The following is a 17,283-nucleotide window of genomic DNA, read 5'->3' as shown; positions in this document are numbered from 1 at the left end:
GCGAGGCCCGCGGGCGGGTGATGGCCCGCCCGGCGCTGGCGACCCGCGACCAGCCGCCCTTCGACGCCTCGGCGATGGACGGCTATGCGCTGATCGGCGATCCCCCCGCGGGCGCCACCTTCCCCGTGGTGGGCGAGGCCGCGGCAGGCCACGTCTATGCGGGGACGCTCGGCCCCGGCGAGGCCGTGCGCATCTTCACCGGCGCGCCGGTGCCCGAAGGCGCCACGCGCGTCGTGCTGCAGGAGGATGTGACGGCCGAGGGCGGCACGATCCGTCTGAACGCGGCCGCCACGGGCGGCACGCACATAAGGCCCCGGGGACAGGACTTCCGCACCGGCGACAGCCTTTCGCCGCGGCGTCTCCGGCCGAACGATCTGGCGCTCCTGGCCGCGATGAACATTCCCGAAGTGACGGTCACGCGACGCCCCTCGGTCGCGCTGATTGCCACCGGCGACGAACTCGTGATGCCGGGCGAGGTGCCGCGGCCGGATCAGATCGTGGCCTCGAACAGCTTCGCGCTGAAGGCGCTGGTCGAGGCCGAAGGGGCCGAGGCGCGGCTTCTGCCCATCGCGCGCGACACCGAGGACGAGCTGCGCACCGTGCTGGATCTGGCCTCCGATGCCGACCTGATCGTGACGATCGGCGGCGCCTCGGTTGGGGATCACGATCTGGTGGGCAAGGTCGCGGCCGGGATGGGCCTCGAGCGGGCCTTCTACAAGATCGCGATGCGTCCGGGCAAGCCGCTGATGGCGGGCCGCCTGCGCGGAGTGCCGATGCTGGGGCTGCCGGGCAATCCGGTCTCCTCGATCGTCTGTGCCCATCTCTTCCTGCTGCCGATGCTGCGGGCGATGCTCGGGCTGCCGCCCGCCCCCGCGCCGCTTCTGCGCGCCGAGCTTTCGGTGGCGCTGCCGGCCAATCCCACCCGCGCCCACTACATGCGGGCGCGCCTCACCCGGCAGGACGGGCTGCCCCGGATCGAGCCCTTCTCCTCGCAGGACAGCGCGCTTCTGCGCCTGCTGGCCGAGGCGGACGCGCTTCTGGTGCGCCCGGCGGACGACGGTCCGCGCGCGCCCGGAGATCTGGTGGATTATATCTCATTGAACTCTTGACACAAAGAGGGAACGCGGGCAGAACAGGCGGTGAACCAAAGACGGAGGGTGCCGGTGTGTTGACGCGTAAGCAGATGGAACTGCTTGATTTCATCAAGACGCGGATGGATCGTGACGGGGTGCCGCCCTCGTTCGACGAGATGAAGGACGCGCTCGACCTCCGCTCGAAATCGGGCATTCACCGGCTGATCACCGCGCTCGAGGAGCGGGGGTTCATCCGCAGGCTGGCGCACCGCGCCCGCGCGATCGAGATCGTGAAACTGCCCGAGGCGATGGAACGGGCCGGCTTCAGTGCCCGGGCAGCCAAGGCTGCGGCGGCCCCGCTGCCGAAGGGCGCCGTGACGGTCGAGACCGCCGGCGCACTCGATCTGCCGCTCATGGGCCGGATCGCGGCCGGTCTGCCGATCGAGGCCATCAACGGCGGCGCACAGTCGGTCACCGTGCCCGGCATGATGCTCTCGGGCCGCGGCCAGCATTATGCGCTGGAGGTGAAGGGGGATTCGATGATCGCCGCCGGCATAAACGATGGCGATATCGTGGTGATCCGCGAGCAGCAGACGGCCGACAATGGCGACATCGTGGTGGCGCTGGTGGCCGATCACGAGGCCACGCTCAAACGCTACCGCCGCCGCGGCGGCATGATCGCGCTCGAGCCCGCCAACGACTCCTACGAGACGCAGGTCTACCCCGAGCAGATGGTGAAGGTGCAGGGCCGGCTCGTCGGGCTGATCCGCAGCTACTGACGCCCGGAACTGAGGCGCTGCGAGTCCCGTCGCCCGTTCCGACGGGAAGGGTGGCTCAGGGACGTCCGCTCCAGAGGCGGTGCCCGATGCGGGCTGGCTGCAGGCGGAGGTCTCCGGCCTCCTCCCGGATGGCGAGCGCCCCCGTGCGCGCCAGCGACGTCCGGTCTATGAGGAGGCAGGGCCCCGGCGCCGGCCCCTTGTAGGGTGCGGCGAGGATCACGAGCCGCGCCGAGGCACAGGCTTCGGGCAAACGCTCTGCCGCCCCCTTGCCCTTCAGGGCCACGCCCGGGATGCCACCCAGCTGGAAGCGGCGCGCCTCGCGCGGGCCCTCGAAGCCCGGGCGCGCCGCGGCGGCGGCCTGATCCGCCAGATCGCCGTCGTTCTCGAGCCAGCTCCTCGCCGCGAAGCCGCCGCCGCGCGCATCGGAGAGAGCCCTCCCGTCCGGCCCCATCAGACCCACGAGCGCACCGTCGGCCGCCACGAAGAGCGGCGGACGATCGGCGGCCGACCAGAGCAGGAAGGCCACAGCCATCCCCGCGAGGCCGGCCAGCCGCGCCCTCCCCCGCCAGAGCATGAGCCAGAGCGCGCCGAGTGCGAGGAGCGGCAGCACCCAGGGCCCGGGCGAAACCACCGCCCGCACGGCCCCCGGCAGGGCGGCAACCCAGTGCGCGACCCACAGGATCCAGCGCGCACCCTGCTCCATCACCCAGAGCGGCGGCACGGCCGCCCCGAGCGGTGCGAGGAGCGCCGCCACCCCTGCCGCGGGCATCACCAGAAGCTCCATCACCGGGACGGCCATCAGGTTGCCCAGAAGCCCGTAGACCGCGATCCGGTTGAAATGGGCCGCCGCAAAGGGACCGGTCGAGATCCCGCCGATGAGCGAGGCCACGACGAGCATGAAGAAGGGCGCCACCCAGCGCGAGAGGCTTCTCGGATGGACCCGCTCGCGCAGCGCGTTGAAGCCCCAGATCAGGGCCGCCGTCGCGGCGAAGGACATCTGGAAGCCGGCCTCGAGCAGGGTCTCGGGCTGCCACAGCAGGATGATGATGGCCGAGAGCGCGAAGCTGCGCATCGAGAGCGCGCGGCGGTCGGCGAGGACCGCGGCCAGCATCACCGCGATCATCACGAAGGAGCGCAGCGCAGGGACATTGCCGCCCGACATCAGGAGATAGAAGCCGGTGCCGAGGAAGGCCGCGACGGCCGCGATCTTCTTGGTGGGCAGCCGCAGCGCGAGCGGGGGCACCAGCGCAAGCCCGTGGCGGACGAGGCCGAAGATGAAGCCCGCAAGCAGGCTCATGTTCAGCCCCGAGATGGCGAGGATATGGGCGAGGCCCGAGCGGCGCAGATCCTCCATGGTGGCCGCGCTGATGCCCGCCTCGTCGCCCGTCAGCACGGCCGCCGTGAAGGCGCCCGCCTCGCCGGGGAAGCGCGCCTGCACCCCGGCCCGGATCGCGGTGCGCAGACGGTTCACCGGACTGTCACCGGCATGGGCGGGCTCGAGCAGCACGACCGGCGTGCGGGTATAGCCGACCCCGCCCAGACGGTCGAAATAGGCCATGCGGCGAAAGTCGAACCCGCCCGGCTCGGCCGGGGGCAGCGGCGGATCGAGATGCCCTGTGAGCGCCACGGTCATGCCCGGGGCAGGCTCCATCGGCTGCTCGCCATGGATCGTGATCCGCACCCGCTCGGGCGTGCGGCGAGGGTCGGTCCGCTCCAGCACGACACGGTCCAGCGTGAGGCGCAGCGCGTCACTCTGCGAGCGGTCGATCGCTGCGACCCGCCCTTCGATCGGGCCGTAATAGTGAAAGCCGAGGATCGGCGCCGCAACCAGCGCCGCCCGCAGGCCGGCGGCCAGAAATCCCGCGCCGAGGCAGGCCAGCGCCGAGGCAGGCGGCTGCAGAAGCTCGGGCCCCCGCCAGCGGACCAGCGCCCAGAGCGCGAGGGCGGACAGAGCCGCGCCATAGGCGGGCCAGCCCGGTTCAAAGAGAGGCGCGAACCAGAGCCCGATGCCTGCCCCGAGGAACACCGGCACGAAGGGAAAAAGGAAGCCGCGGGCGGCGGCCAGTGCCTCGAACGGCCGCCACAGGGCGCGGAAGGCGAAGGCCGCCACCGGCACGGCGGGGGCCTCCGGATCTCCGGGGATGGCCTGAGGGTCGAGCGCCCGCACCTTGTTTCCCGATCCGCGATTGCCTAGACAGGCGCGATCCTGAGCACCTGATGGTTTCAGAAAGGTTAATCCGCCCATGTCCGCCGCGTCCGACAAGCCCGTCGTCACCCGTTTCGCCCCCTCGCCGACCGGCTATCTGCATATCGGCGGCGGGCGGACCGCTCTCTTCAACTGGCTCTATGCCCGCGGCCGCCAGGGCACGTTCCTCCTGCGCATCGAGGACACCGACCGCGAGCGGTCGACGCCCGAGGCCACCGACGCGATCCTGCGCGGGCTGACCTGGCTCGGCCTCGACTGGGACGGCGAGGTGGTGAGCCAGTTCGCCCGCAAGGACCGTCATGCCGAGGTGGCGCGCGAAATGCTGGAGCGCGGCGCGGCCTACAAATGCTTCTCGACGCAGGAGGAGATCGAGGGCTTCCGCGAGGCCGCCCGCGCCGAGGGCCGCTCGACGCTCTTCCGCAGCCCTTGGCGGGACGCCGATCCCGCGAGCCATCCCGATGCGCCCTTCGTGATCCGCATGAAGGCGCCGCGGAGCGGCGAGACGGTGATCGAGGACGAGGTGCAGGGCACGGTGCGCTTCCAGAACGAGACGCTCGACGACATGGTGGTGCTGCGCTCGGACGGCACGCCCACCTACATGCTGGCGGTGGTGGTGGACGATCACGACATGGGCGTGACCCATGTGATCCGGGGCGACGATCACCTGAACAATGCCGCGCGCCAGACGATGGTCTATGAGGCGATGGGCTGGGAGGTGCCGGTCTGGGCCCATATCCCGCTGATCCACGGACCGGACGGCAAGAAGCTCTCGAAGCGCCACGGCGCGCTCGGGGTCGAGGAATATCAGGCGATGGGTTATCCCGCCGCGGGCATGCGCAACTATCTCGCGCGGCTCGGCTGGTCGCACGGAGACGACGAGTTCTTCACCTCCGAGCAGGCGATGGGCTGGTTCGATCTCGATGGAATCGGCCGCTCGCCCGCGCGACTCGATTTCAAGAAGCTCGAAAGTGTCTGCGGTCAGCACATCGCCGTCATGGAGGATGCCGAGCTGATGCGCGAAATTGCGGCATATCTCGCTGCAGCGCGGAAACCCGCCCTCACCGATCTGCAGGCCGAGCGGCTGGAGAAAGGGCTCTACGCTCTGAAGGACCGCGCCAAGACCTTCCCGGAACTGCTTGAAAAGGCTCGCTTCGCGCTCGAGTCGCGACCGATCTCGGCGGATGACGCCGCGGCAAAATCGCTCGATCCGGTATCCCGTGGTATACTGCGCGAATTGACGCCGATGCTGCAAGCTGCTAGCTGGTCGAAGCAGGATCTCGAGGCCATCCTCACCGCCTTTGCGGGCGAGAAGGGAATGGGCTTCGGGAAACTGGCCGCCCCCTTGCGCACAGCCCTTGCCGGGCGCACGGTGACGCCCAGCGTCTACGACATGATGCTTGTCATCGGTCGGGACGAGACGATTGCGCGGCTGGAGGATGCCGCGGCGGCCTGAGCCGCCGCCCTCTCCTTCTGTCCGAGCCCCGGTCCGTCGCGGAACCGGAACCTATCGGCCCCGCGCCATCCCGTGCGGAGCCGGCCCGAACGAGAGAGGGAGTAGCATGACGAAATCCGCAAAGCTCACGATCGGCGAGAAGGTCATCGCCCTGCCGATCCACTCGCCCACCCTGGGGCCGGACGTGGTCGACATCCGCAAGCTCTACGCGGAAGCCGATGTTTTCACCTACGACCCGGGCTTCACCTCGACGGCCGCCTGCGAAAGCACCATCACCTACATCGACGGCGACAAGGGCGAGCTCTTCTACCGCGGCTACCCGATCGAGCAGCTGGCCGACCGGTCGCACTATCTCGAGGTCTGCTACCTCCTGCTCTACGGTGAACTGCCGAACGCGGCGCAGCAGGCCGATTTCGAATATCGGATCACGCGGCACACGATGCTGCACGAGCAGATCCATTACTTCTTCCGGGGGTTCCGCCGCGACAGCCACCCGATGGCGACGATGGTGGGCGTGGTCGGCGCCATGTCGGCCTTCTACCACGACTCGCTCGACATCAACGATCCGTGGCAGCGTGAGGTCGCGGCGATCCGGATGATCGCCAAGCTGCCGACAATCGCGGCGATGGCCTACAAATATTCGATCGGCCAGCCCTTCAACTACCCGCAGAACCATCTCGATTACGCGGGCAACTTCCTGCACATGTGCTTCGCCGTGCCGGCCGAGCCCTATACGGTGAACCCCGTCCTCGCCAAGGCGATGGACCGGATCATGATGCTGCACGCCGACCACGAGCAGAATGCCTCGACCTCGACCGTGCGTCTGGCGGGCTCGTCGGGGGCCAACCCCTTCGCCTGCATCGCGGCCGGGATCGCCTGCCTCTGGGGCCCCGCCCATGGCGGCGCCAACCAGGCCTGCCTCGAGATGCTGCGCGAGATCGGCACCGTGGACCGGATCCCGGAATATATCCGGCGCGCCAAGGACAAGGACGATCCGTTCCGCCTGATGGGCTTCGGCCACCGCGTCTACAAGAACTTCGACCCGCGGGCGAAGGTCATGAAGGAAAGCGCGGACGAGGTGCTGGGCCTGCTCGGCATCGAGAACAACCCGACGCTGCAGGTCGCCAAGGAACTGGAGCGGATCGCGCTCGAGGACGATTACTTCGTCTCGAAGAAGCTCTATCCGAACGTGGACTTCTACTCGGGCATCATCCTCGATGCGATGGGCTTCCCCACCTCGATGTTCACCCCGATCTTCGCGATCTCGCGGACCGTGGGCTGGATCTCGCAGTGGAAGGAAATGATCGGCGATCCCACGCAGAAGATCGGCCGCCCGCGGCAGCTCTACAAGGGCGAGACCCGTCGCGACTACGTCGACCTGCGCCACCGCTGAGAGGCGCGGCACGAAACTTGCGGACGGCGGCCCCTCGGGGCCGCCGTTTGCATTCGGGGACGGGCGACGGCGCCCCGGCCCTCAAATTTGGACCGGCGGCGGGCGGACCCTGGAAGGGTTGGCGCCTTACCCGGCCGGCGAGCGCCGCGCCCTTCTCCCGCTTTCCGCTCCGGCGCTGCCCCTCACGAAGCGCAAATTGCCAACGGGCACGGCACCGCAGTCTCCCGCTCGCTGCTCCGGCACTGCCCCTCACGAAGCGCAAATGGCCCACGGGCACCGCAGCGCCTTCTCCCGTTTGCCGCTGCGGCGCCGCCCGTCATGAAGCGCAAGGGCTTCGGGGGGCGCGGCACGGCCGTCTCCCGCTCGCCGCCCCCTCTTGCGAAGCGCATGGGCTCCGGCGGATGACGCTGCGTCATTTCACGCAGGACAGGACGGGCGCGGCGGGGATCTCGACCTCTCTGCCCTCGCCTGCCAGACAGGGCCGAAGGAGGATCTTCCATGCCGCTTTTCGCCGAATGTCCCGAGGATTTCCCGGCTGCCGCCACGGTCGCTGGCATGTCGGGGATGGACTACATGCAGGCCATGCTGGAGGGCCGTGTTCCCGAACCCACTATCGGCCGCATCATGGGCTACCGGCTGGTCAGCGTCGAACCGGGGCGGGTGGTCTGGCGGGGCGTGCCGTCCTTCGCCCATACCAACGCCTTCGGCGGCGTCCACGGTGGCTGGTACGGGACGATCCTCGACAGCGCCATGGGCTGTGCGGTGATGACGGGGGTGCCGAAGGGCCGCCGCTGGACCACGCTCGAGTTCAAGGTGAACATCACCCGCGCCCTGCCGGTCGGGCGCGACATCCTCGCCGTCGGAATCTCGGATCATGCCGGCCGCACCACCGCCGTGGCCCATGGCGAGATCCGCGATGCCGAGGACGACCGGCTCTATGCCACCGGCAGCACGACCTGCCTGCTTCTGGGCTGAGGCCCGCCCGCCCCGCGGCCAGCGGCGCCTCAGCCCTGCGTGGGCTCGCCCTCGGGCGCGCTACCCCAGCGCAGCCGCCATCTGCGCCGCCGCGGTTCGGGCCGGAGCGCGGTCGGGTGGATATATTCCGTGGGGCAGCGCAGGGTCGGGCGGCGCTGGCGCGAGAGGAAGATCTTGCCCCAGCCCGCATACATGCTGGTCATGGGCGCGGTGACGTCGCAGGGGTGGCGCGCGCGCCAGCCCTCGGGCAGTTGCAGCCCGCAATGGGTCGCGCGCTCCAGCATCCAGACCAGCGGGATGTTCGACAGGAGCCGCGAGCCGTGCCGCCCGCCCGCGAGCTGGCCGCCGATATCGCCATGCCCGCCCCGGAACCAGGCCTGTTCGACGATCTGGCCGTGGTAGGGATAATCCCAGAGCACCGGCTCGAACACGGTGCGGGTCTCGTCCAGCGCCAGCGCGTGGAAACCGTGGCGCACCGTGCGGCCGAGCTTGTGGCTGTGGAAGGCGTGGCGGTCCTCGCTCAGCCGCCAGAGCAGCGGCAGCCGCAGCCCCAGCGCCTTCACGGTGTCGAAGATGCCCACCATCTCGATCTCGACCCGCGCATGGCAGTGGCGGCGCGAGAAGGCGCGGGCATGAGGCCGGATGCTGCCCTGTTCGTAATGGCGCCAGGCGAGACGGACGTTGCGCTCGGTCGCCTCCTCGCGGCGGAGCAGCCCCACCCGGTCGATCACGCCGGCGAGCGAGCGCGCCGCATAGGCTCCGCGCGAATAGCCGAAGAGGAAGATCCGGTCGCCCGGCTGGTAGTGCGAGGCGAGATAGCCGTAGGCCCGCCGGATCTGGCGGTTGAGCCCCTTGCCCTGCACGAGATCCCCGATGCGCAGCCAGCCGCCCCATTGCAGGCCCGGCTCGTAATAGATCGTGCGCTGCACCGAGCGCCGCTCTTCGCGCAGCAGCTTGAAGATCAGCCCGACGTTGGTTTCGTGCCCCGCCTCGAGCGAGGAGCAGGTTCCATCGAAGAGGATGACATGATCGACCCGGCCGCGATGGGCGCCGCGCGCGGGCGGCGTTGCGGGCTCGGTGGCGACGGTGGGATGGCGTCGCAGCCAGTGGCGGAGGCTCTTGATCAGCGACATGCCCGACCCTCCGGCCCGACCGTCCCCTTTCGCTTGCACTGGTTCCACCGGCCGAGCGTCAACATGGTGCCCATCCACTGTTACATGGAGGATGAATAAGAAACCCGACCGGGAGGTTCCGGCCGGGCTCTAAAATATCACCGACAGGTGAATGATTTACAATTTGAGCGAGAGGACGGTGGCCATACTCAGTTCGCCGAAGCCGTTGAAGCGGGTGTTGGTGGCGGCGGAGTAGGCACCCATGCCCTGGAACACCAGAAAGTCGCCTTCCTCCACATCCGCGGCAAGCGGCAGCTCGCCCGGAAGACGGTCCACCGAGTCGCAGGTCGGCCCGAAGATGATGCGGTCGCGCGTCTCGCCGTCGCGCCGGCGGCCTTCGGGGGTCAGCACCGCCACGCGGTCGATCACACCGATCAGCGGCAGCTCGGTCAGCGAGCCGTAGACGCCGTCGTTGAGGAACACATGGGCGTCGTCGCGCACCGCCTTGATGCGGGCGGCCAGCGTGAAGGCATCGGCGCAGATGCCGCGGCCCGGTTCGCAGACGAGGAGCGGACGGTCGGCCCCGAAGGCCTCGTCCGTCACCCGGTCGATCAGGTGGAAGATGGCCTCGAGCTCGGGCTCGACCCCGTTCAGCCGGTGCGAGGGGAAGCCCCCGCCCACGTTCAGGCGCGCGATGGTCACGCCGGCGTCGCGCGCGATCTCGGAGGCGGTGCGGATGTAGGTTTCCCAGGCTGCCGGGTCGGTGCATTGCGTGCCCGGATGGAAGGTCATCGACGGGATGAAGCCCGCCTCGGCCACCCGGCGCAGCAGCTCGACCGCAAGCTCGACCGTCGCGCCGAACTTGGCACCGAAGTTGTAGGCCGCGCCCGAGACCGGCAGCTTGAAGCGCACCGCGATCTCGCAGCCTTCGGCGGGCACGAGCTCGATGAGCTTGGCGAGCTCGGAGGCCGAGTCGACCGACCAGCTCTTCACGCCCATCTCGACGCCCACGCCGATCTCGGAGCGCGAGCGCACGGGGTTGTTGTAGTGCAGCGCCGCATCCGGCGCGATCCGGCGGATCATGCGGATCTCGTAGGGCGAGGCCACGTCATAGCCGCGGATCCCGGCGGCGGCGAGGTTCTCGATCACCACCTCTTCCGGGTTGGACTTGACCGCATAGGTCACCATGCCCGGAAAGCCGTCGATGAAGCGCCGCGCCGTCGCCTGCAGGGTCGACGGCGAGAAGAACAGCACCGGCGCCTCGGGAGAGAGCGCACGGAGATATTCGGCGGGGTTTGTCCAGATCGTCTTCGAGAGTCCCATCGGCGTTCCTTTCGGCCAACAAGACGCAAGCCCTCTGCCCGCGTTACATGGGGGGAAGTTGGGAGGCACCTGCGCGGTTTCGACAAACCAGGCCAGGTGCGTATGAGCCGCCCTTTTCCTGCAAAGAAGGATGCCTCAAATGGGGCACAATTCCACCGATCAAAAGTGTTGATTTGCCGCGATCTGTAGTCATAATGACGAAAACTTCAGGCATAATGCATGGACGAGCTCGACCGCAACATTCTCGGCATCCTCGGGGCGGATGCGCGCACCTCGGTGGCGACGCTCTCGCGCCGGTTGAAGGTGGCGCGCTCCACGATTCAGGCCCGGCTCGAGCGGCTGGAGACCTCGGGCGTGATCGCGGGCTATACGCTCAAGCTCGGCGAGCAGGCGCGGCAGGGGCGGCTCCGGGCCTCGGTCCTGCTCACGATCGAGCCGCGGACGCAGGCGGCGATCCTCACCCGGCTGAAGGCCATTGCCGAGGTCGAACGGGTCTTCACCACCTCGGGCCGGTTCGACCTGCTGCTGCAGATCGCGGCCCCTTCGACGCAGGTGCTGGATCAGGTGCTCGACGAGGTGGGCGCCCTGACCGGGGTGCGCAGCTCGGAAAGCCTCATCCATCTCTCGACCCGGATCGACCGCGCCGTCTGACGGCCGGCGGAGGGCCCCGGTCGTGCCGAAGGGCGCGACCGCGCCCGCAGCACCGGAGCCCCCTGCCCTTCCGGGGCGCGATGAGGCTTGGCCTCGGGCTGCGGCTTGGATAGACCGGGCGCAACGAACTGCGAGGCCCGACATGCCGATGGACAAGACCTTCAACGCCGCCGAGGCCGAGGCCCGGCTCTATGACGCCTGGGAGAAGGCAGGCGCCTTCCGCGCCGGGGCCAATGCCTCGCGTCCCGAGACCTTCTGTATCATGATCCCGCCGCCGAACGTGACGGGCTCGCTCCACATGGGGCACGCCTTCAACAACACGTTGCAGGACATCCTGACCCGCTGGCACCGGATGCGCGGCTTCGACACGCTCTGGCAGCCGGGCCAGGACCATGCCGGGATCGCCACGCAGATGGTGGTGGAGCGGGAGCTTGCGAAGTCCGGCCAGCCGGGCCGCCGCGAGATGGGCCGCGAGGCCTTCCTCGAGAAGGTCTGGGAGTGGAAGGAACAGTCGGGCGGCACCATCGTCAACCAGCTGAAGCGGCTCGGCGCCTCCTGCGACTGGTCGCGCAATGCCTTCACCATGGACCCGAACTTCCAGCGCGCGGTGCTGAAGGTCTTCGTGGACCTCTATGAGAAGGGCTTCATCTACCGCGGCAAGCGGCTGGTGAACTGGGACCCGCATTTCGAGACCGCGATCTCGGACCTCGAGGTGGAGCAGGTCGAGGTCAACGGCAACATGTGGCGCCTGCGCTACCCGCTGGCCGATGGCGCGACCTACCGTCATCCGGTGGCCTTCGACGAGGAGGGCCGCCCGACCGAGTGGGAAGAGCGCGACTATCTGACCGTCGCCACCACCCGCCCCGAGACCATGCTGGGCGACACCGGCATCGCGGTGAACCCGTCGGACGAGCGCTACGCCCATCTGATCGGCAAGGAGGCCATCCTGCCGCTGGTGGGCCGCCGCATCCCGATCGTGGCCGACGACTATGCCGATCCCTCCAAGGGCACCGGCGCGGTGAAGATCACGCCCGCCCACGATTTCAACGACTGGGGTGTGGGCCAGCGCACCGGCCTCCGCGCGATCAACGTCATGTCCGGGCGCGCTACCATGTTCCTCGTCGAGAACCCGGACTTCACCGAGGACTGCACGCCCTCGGACGAGGCGCTGGCCCTCGACGGGCTCGACCGCCACGAGGCCCGCAAGCGCATCGTGGCGCTGGCCGAGGAGCAGGGCTGGCTCGACGGGATCGATCAGGACCGGCACATGGTGCCGCACGGCGACCGCTCGAAGGTCGCCATCGAGCCGATGCTGACCGACCAGTGGTTCGTGGACACGGCCAAGATCGTCCAGCCCGCCATCGATGCGGTGCGGACCGGCCGGACCGAGATCCTGCCCGAGCGCGACGCCAAGACCTATTTCCACTGGCTCGAGAACATCGAGCCCTGGTGCATCTCGCGCCAGCTCTGGTGGGGCCACCAGATCCCGGTCTGGTACGGGCTCGACATCTGGCCTGCCCGCTTCGAGGATGACGGCGACGACACGCTCGACGAGGTCGAGATCTTCGAGCTGCTCGAGGACGGCGCCTTCAACCATGCCGATCCCACGCATCATTGCGCCTTCGACTTCGAGGGCGTGTCCGAGAAGTTCCTCGACGATCTGGCCTCGCTGCCCCAACCGCTGAACAATGCGCGCGTGATCGAGGTGGCGAGCCGCGCCGAGGCCATCGACCGGCTGGCGCAGGCGCTGGCCGACTACAACCTGAACGAGGATCCGACCCATCTCGTCTATCCCGTCTGGCGCGACCCGGACGTGCTCGACACCTGGTTCTCGTCGGGTCTGTGGCCCATCGGCACGCTGGGCTGGCCCGAGGAGACGGCCGAGCTCGCCCGCTACTTCCCGACCAACGTGCTCATCACCGGCTTCGACATCATCTTCTTCTGGGTCGCCCGGATGATGATGATGCAGCTCGCCGTGGTGAACGAGGTGCCCTTCAAGACCGTCTATGTCCATGCGCTCGTGCGGGACGAGAAGGGCAAGAAGATGTCGAAATCGCTCGGCAACGTGCTCGACCCGCTGGAGCTGATCGACGAGTTCGGCGCGGATGCCGTGCGCTTCACCCTGACCGCCATGGCCGCGATGGGGCGCGACCTCAAGCTCTCGACGGCGCGCATCCAGGGCTACCGCAACTTCGGCACCAAGCTCTGGAACGCCTGCCGCTTCGCCGAGATGAACGGCGTCTGGGAGGGGCACGCCACGCAGGCCGCCCCGCCCGCCGCGACCGCCACGGTCAACCGCTGGATCATCGGCGAGACGGGGCGCGTGCGCGAGGAAGTGGATGCGGCGCTGGCGGCCTACCGGTTCGATTCGGCGGCCAATGCCCTCTATGCCTTCGTCTGGGGCAAGGTCTGCGACTGGTATGTCGAATTCTCGAAGCCGCTCTTCGACACGGAGGCCGCCGCCGAGACCCGCGCCACGATGGGCTGGGTGCTCGACCAGTGCATGATCCTGCTCCACCCGATCATGCCCTTCATCACGGAAGACCTCTGGGCCACCACGGGCAGCCGGACGAAGATGCTGGTCCACACCGACTGGCCGTCCTTCGGCGCCGAACTGGTCGATCCCGCAGCGGATCGCGAGATGAGCTGGGTGATCTCGCTCATCGAGGAGATCCGCTCGGCACGCGCTCAGGTCCATGTGCCGGCGGGGCTGAAACTGCCCGTCGTGCAGCTCGCGCTCGATGCGGCCGGGCGCGAGGCGCTGGCGCGGAACGAGGCGCTCATCCTGCGTCTGGCGCGGCTCGAGGGCTTCACCGAAGCTGCAAGCGCGCCGAAGGGGGCGCTCACCATCGCTGTCGAGGGCGGCAGCTTCGCCATTCCGCTCGAGGGCGTGATCGACATCGGCGCCGAGAAGGCCCGCCTCGCCAAGACCCTCGAGAAGCTCGAGAAGGACATGGCGGGCCTCCGCGGGCGGCTCGGCAACCCGAACTTCGTGGCCTCGGCCCCGGAAGAGGTGGTGGACGAGGCGCGCACCCGGCTCGAACAGGGGGAGGAGGAAGGGGCCAAGCTCTCGGCCGCCCTCGCCCGGCTGTCCGAGATCGCCTGAGCAGGACCGGCAGGGGCGGCAGCGCCGCCCTTGCCAGACGCGGGCCCGAGCCCCATCTTGGCCCCGAGGGAGGCGCCGATGGGTTGGCTCGACCGGATTGCAGAACGGCGGATGCTGAAGGCCCGGGCCGAGGGCAAGCTCTCGGGACTGTCGGGCGAGGGTCGGCCCCTGCCCGAAAGACCGTCGGAGGCCTTCACCAGCCCCGGCGAAGCGATAGGCTTCCGCATCATGGCAGAAGCAGGCGTCCTGCCCGAAGAGATCGTCCTGAAGAAGCAGGCCGCGGAACAGCGCGCACGGCTGGCGGGGATCAGCGATCCCGAGGCGCGGCGCGCGGCCATGGCGGAACTGGCGCGGATCGAGATGCGGCAGGCGATGGCCGAAGAGGCGCGGCGCCGCTTCCTGCGCGGCTGAGCCTCAGCTCTTGACCTTGCAATAGGGCTGGGCGCGGGTCCAGGCGGCCATCTCGGCCCGCTTCGAGGCGCTGCGGAAGGGCGCCCAGTCGCGCCCGAGGCCGCGGGTGCCGTTGCCCGCCACCAGCCCGTCCCGCTCGACTTGGCGCGCCGCGATCCGCACGGCGCAGGACAGGTTGAGCGCCCCGTCCTTCAGCGCGCCCGCGCTCTGCGCCCGGCAGCCGTAGGCCTGCGCGGTCTGCGGTGCGATCTGGGTGAGGCCGATCCAGCGCCCGCCCCCGCCCGAGGCGACCGGGTTCCAGGTGCTCTCGTGCTTGGCCAGCGCCGAGAGGATGCCGGTCCAGAAGGCGCGCCGTTCTGCCGGCGTGGCGTCGGGATAGCCGGGGCACCAGGTGGCGATGTCCTGCGGCACCGTGTCGGTCAGGAAGTCGTCGCGCTGCTCCACCGCGAGCAGGGTCCGCTCGGTCCAGATCTTCGCTTCGGGCCGGTGATCCCACCGCATGACGGGCAGGAAGTTGCGGACATCCGACGTGGGCCGCGCCTCACCGCAGGAGATGGGCAGGGCGAGCAGCAGACCGATCAGGACCATGCGGAGCTTCATGCGAAGACCTTGTTCAGCACCGCCTTACGTCGCGGCCCGCAGGTTGTGCCGGTGAGTGGCGGATTCTGGCAACCCGATCCATTGGATGTCGGCGAGACTCCGCCCGGGGTGGACTTGCCCTTTGGCGGTTCCCTGCCTAGAACGGGCCCGCGACCGGAGGGATGACCCATGCTCGACCTGACCTACGAAGCCCCCAAGCCCAAGGTGATCGCCGGGGCCAAGCACGACTGGGAACTGGTGATCGGGATGGAGATCCACGCCCAGGTCTCGTCGAATGCCAAGCTCTTCTCGGGCGCCTCGACCACCTTCGGGGCCGAGCCGAACTCGAACGTGTCCTTCGTGGATTGCGCGATGCCGGGAATGCTGCCGGTCATCAACGAGTTCTGCGTCGCGCAGGCGGTCCGCACCGGGCTCGGCCTGAAGGCGCAGATCAACCTCGTCTCGGCCTTCGACCGCAAGAACTACTTCTATCCCGACCTGCCGCAGGGCTACCAGATCAGCCAGCTCTACCACCCGATCGTGGGCGAGGGCGAGGTGCTGGTCGAGATGGCCCCGGGCATCGCGCGGCTGGTGCGGATCGAGCGCATCCATCTCGAGCAGGATGCGGGCAAGTCGATCCACGACATGGACCCGAATCTCTCCTTCGTGGACTTCAACCGCACCGGCGTCGCGCTGATGGAGATCGTGAGCCGCCCCGACATCCGCGGCCCCGAGGAGGCGGCCGCCTATGTGGCGAAGCTCCGCCAGATCCTGCGCTATCTCGGCACCTGCGACGGCAACATGCAGAACGGCAACCTCCGCGCCGACGTGAACGTGTCGGTCTGCCGGCCGGGCCAGTACGAGAAGTATCAGGAGACGCAGGATTTCTCGCATCTGGGCACCCGCTGCGAGATCAAGAACATGAACTCGATGCGCTTCATCCAGCAGGCCATCGACTACGAGGCGCGCCGCCAGATCGCCATCCTCGAGGACGGCGGCAAGGTGGTGCAGGAACCCCGCCTCTACGATCCCGACAAGGGCGAGACGCGCTCGATGCGCTCGAAGGAAGAGGCGCACGATTACCGCTACTTCCCCGATCCCGACCTCCTGCCGCTCGAGATCGAGCAGGGCTGGGTGGACGATATCGCGGCCTCCATGCCCGAGCTGCCCGATGCCAAGAAGGCCCGCTTCATGGCCGACTATGGCGTGACGGACTATGACGCCAACGTGCTGACGGCCGAACTCGAGGCGGCCGCCTATTTCGAGGAGGTGGCCCGCGGGCGCGACGGCAAGCAGGCCGCGAACTGGGTCATCAACGAGCTCTTCGGCCGGCTGAACAAGCAGGGCCTGACCATCGCCGACACGCCGGTGAAGGCCGGGCAGCTGGGCGGAGTTCTCGATCTGATCGCGTCGGGCGAGATTTCCGGCAAGATGGCCAAGGACCTGTTCGAGATCCTCTGGACCGAGGGCGGCGATCCGGCCGAGGTGGCCGCAGCACGCGGCATGAAGCAGGTGACCGATACCGGCGCCATCGAGACCGCGGTCGACGAGATCATCGCGGCCAACCCCGCGCAGGTCGAGAAGGCCAAGGCGAACCCCAAGCTCGCCGGCTGGTTCGTGGGTCAGGTCATCAAGGCCACGGGCGGCAAGGCCAATCCGGCCGCCGTCAACCAGATCGTGGCCCAGAAGCTGGGGCTCTGACCCGCAGCCGGACGGGGCCCTGCCCTTCCGGCGACGATCTCTCGGCACGGCGGCGGTCGGCTCGGCCGTTCGCCGCGCGTTCGGACTGCCCCCCGCGTCTTGCCCCTTGGCAGATGCCCGAAGCGCCCTAGACTCGGGGGGCAGTCAGCGAGAATTTTCATCATGCCCCGATTCGAATACAAGGTCGTTCCCGCCCCGCGGAAGGGCGAGAAGGTGAAGGGGGCCAAGACGGCCACCGACCGGTTCGCCCATGCCCTCACCCAGATGATGAACGACCTTGGCCGCGACGGATGGGAATATCTGCGCGCGGAGACGCTGCCCTGCGAGGAGCGGGTGGGCTTCACCGGCAAGACCACCACCTATCAGAACCTTCTGATCTTCCGGCGCGCGGTCGAAGAGGCCGCGCCTCTGCCTGCCCGAGAGGAGCTGCCCGCCGACCTGCCCGCCTTCTTCCGGCCGGAACGCGCGCCGGGTCCGTCGGAACTGGCGGCCACCCTCACGCCGCGCGGTGGCGACGGCCG

14 protein-coding genes are annotated in these 17,283 nt (G+C 68.9%); 10 read left to right on the top strand and 4 right to left on the bottom strand.

The window, feature by feature from the left end:
- Both A9O63_RS06915 and lexA read left to right on the top strand, forming a co-directional pair.
- Window positions 1–1,109 (top strand): molybdopterin molybdotransferase MoeA (locus A9O63_RS06915; protein ID WP_069331268.1); only part of this gene is annotated, 1,109 nt, incomplete at its 5' end.
- Between the two features lie 56 nt (window positions 1,110–1,165).
- Complete coding sequence (lexA, locus tag A9O63_RS06910) at window positions 1,166–1,852, top strand: transcriptional repressor LexA (protein ID WP_069331266.1); 687 nt, start codon at window positions 1,166–1,168, stop codon at window positions 1,850–1,852.
- Between the two features lie 55 nt (window positions 1,853–1,907).
- On the opposite strand, the gene A9O63_RS06905 is transcribed toward lexA, so the two are convergent.
- Window positions 1,908–3,962 carry a ComEC/Rec2 family competence protein gene (locus A9O63_RS06905; protein WP_069331267.1) on the bottom strand — a complete coding sequence of 685 codons (2,055 nt, stop codon included), beginning with the start codon at window positions 3,960–3,962 and terminating at the stop codon, window positions 1,908–1,910.
- 133 nt (window positions 3,963–4,095) lie between these two features.
- Here A9O63_RS06905 and gltX point away from each other — a divergent pair, with 133 nt between their 5' ends.
- The 3 genes from gltX (at window position 4,096) to A9O63_RS06890 (ending at window position 7,879) form a co-directional block, all read left to right on the top strand.
- Window positions 4,096–5,511, top strand: coding sequence for a glutamate--tRNA ligase (gltX, locus tag A9O63_RS06900; protein ID WP_069331265.1), 1,416 nt, complete (start codon window positions 4,096–4,098; stop codon window positions 5,509–5,511).
- Between the two features lie 106 nt (window positions 5,512–5,617).
- A complete protein-coding gene (gltA, locus tag A9O63_RS06895) occupies window positions 5,618–6,904 on the top strand; it encodes a citrate synthase (RefSeq protein ID WP_069331264.1) in 1,287 nt (428 codons plus the stop codon).
- A gap of 498 nt (window positions 6,905–7,402) precedes the next feature.
- Window positions 7,403–7,879, top strand: coding sequence for a PaaI family thioesterase (locus A9O63_RS06890; protein WP_069331263.1), 477 nt, complete (start codon window positions 7,403–7,405; stop codon window positions 7,877–7,879).
- A gap of 29 nt (window positions 7,880–7,908) precedes the next feature.
- Here the strand turns inward: A9O63_RS06890 and A9O63_RS06885 are convergent, their stop codons facing one another.
- Window positions 7,909–9,012: a DUF2235 domain-containing protein gene (locus tag A9O63_RS06885; RefSeq protein WP_069331262.1), complete on the bottom strand. Its 1,104-nt coding sequence runs from the start codon at window positions 9,010–9,012 to the stop codon at window positions 7,909–7,911.
- A gap of 156 nt (window positions 9,013–9,168) precedes the next feature.
- On the bottom strand, window positions 9,169–10,314 hold the full coding sequence (locus tag A9O63_RS06880; RefSeq protein WP_069331261.1) for a type III PLP-dependent enzyme: 1,146 nt from the start codon (window positions 10,312–10,314) through the stop codon (window positions 9,169–9,171).
- Window positions 10,315–10,533: 219 nt separating this feature from the next.
- Between A9O63_RS06880 and A9O63_RS06875 the strand changes: the two genes are divergently transcribed.
- The 3 genes from A9O63_RS06875 (at window position 10,534) to A9O63_RS06865 (ending at window position 14,482) form a co-directional block, all read left to right on the top strand.
- Complete coding sequence (locus tag A9O63_RS06875; RefSeq protein WP_069331260.1) at window positions 10,534–10,965, top strand: Lrp/AsnC family transcriptional regulator; 432 nt, start codon at window positions 10,534–10,536, stop codon at window positions 10,963–10,965.
- Window positions 10,966–11,107: 142 nt separating this feature from the next.
- Window positions 11,108–14,071 (top strand): valine--tRNA ligase, encoded by a 2,964-nt coding sequence (locus tag A9O63_RS06870; RefSeq protein WP_069331259.1) that lies wholly within the window; start codon window positions 11,108–11,110, stop codon window positions 14,069–14,071.
- Window positions 14,072–14,149: 78 nt separating this feature from the next.
- Complete coding sequence (locus A9O63_RS06865) at window positions 14,150–14,482, top strand: DnaJ family domain-containing protein (protein ID WP_069331258.1); 333 nt, start codon at window positions 14,150–14,152, stop codon at window positions 14,480–14,482.
- Window positions 14,483–14,485: 3 nt separating this feature from the next.
- Here the strand turns inward: A9O63_RS06865 and A9O63_RS06860 are convergent, their stop codons facing one another.
- Window positions 14,486–15,082, bottom strand: coding sequence for a transglycosylase SLT domain-containing protein (locus tag A9O63_RS06860; RefSeq protein WP_069331257.1), 597 nt, complete (start codon window positions 15,080–15,082; stop codon window positions 14,486–14,488).
- A gap of 168 nt (window positions 15,083–15,250) precedes the next feature.
- Between A9O63_RS06860 and gatB the strand changes: the two genes are divergently transcribed.
- Both gatB and A9O63_RS06850 read left to right on the top strand, forming a co-directional pair.
- The gene (gene gatB / locus A9O63_RS06855) at window positions 15,251–16,762 is read left to right on the top strand and encodes an Asp-tRNA(Asn)/Glu-tRNA(Gln) amidotransferase subunit GatB (RefSeq protein WP_069331256.1); all 1,512 of its coding nucleotides are present in this window, start codon (window positions 15,251–15,253) and stop codon (window positions 16,760–16,762) included.
- 162 nt (window positions 16,763–16,924) lie between these two features.
- Window positions 16,925–17,283, top strand: a 359-nt coding sequence (locus A9O63_RS06850) for a DUF4177 domain-containing protein (protein ID WP_069331255.1), incomplete at its 3' end; no start/stop codon positions are given.

It is taken from the genome of Cereibacter johrii, assembly GCF_001720585.1.
GTDB classification, from domain to species: Bacteria; Pseudomonadota; Alphaproteobacteria; order Rhodobacterales; family Rhodobacteraceae; genus Cereibacter_A; species Cereibacter_A johrii.
Note: the sequence above shows the minus strand (reverse complement) of the source record. Positions and strands in the feature narration are given on the sequence as shown.

Bases quoted from the DNA above. Each gene is read 5' to 3' on its own strand.
- gltX (WP_069331265.1), top strand. From the start codon at position 4,096: ATGTCCGCCGCGTCCGACAAGCCCGTCGTCACCCGTTTCGCCCCCTCG.
- gltA (WP_069331264.1), top strand. From the start codon at position 5,618: ATGACGAAATCCGCAAAGCTCACGATCGGCGAGAAGGTCATCGCCCTG.
- A9O63_RS06890 (WP_069331263.1), top strand. From the start codon at position 7,403: ATGCCGCTTTTCGCCGAATGTCCCGAGGATTTCCCGGCTGCCGCCACG.
- A9O63_RS06885 (WP_069331262.1), bottom strand. From the start codon at position 9,012: ATGTCGCTGATCAAGAGCCTCCGCCACTGGCTGCGACGCCATCCCACC.
- A9O63_RS06880 (WP_069331261.1), bottom strand. From the start codon at position 10,314: ATGGGACTCTCGAAGACGATCTGGACAAACCCCGCCGAATATCTCCGT.
- A9O63_RS06875 (WP_069331260.1), top strand. From the start codon at position 10,534: ATGGACGAGCTCGACCGCAACATTCTCGGCATCCTCGGGGCGGATGCG.
- A9O63_RS06870 (WP_069331259.1), top strand. From the start codon at position 11,108: ATGCCGATGGACAAGACCTTCAACGCCGCCGAGGCCGAGGCCCGGCTC.
- A9O63_RS06865 (WP_069331258.1), top strand. From the start codon at position 14,150: ATGGGTTGGCTCGACCGGATTGCAGAACGGCGGATGCTGAAGGCCCGG.
- A9O63_RS06860 (WP_069331257.1), bottom strand. From the start codon at position 15,082: ATGAAGCTCCGCATGGTCCTGATCGGTCTGCTGCTCGCCCTGCCCATC.
- gatB (WP_069331256.1), top strand. From the start codon at position 15,251: ATGCTCGACCTGACCTACGAAGCCCCCAAGCCCAAGGTGATCGCCGGG.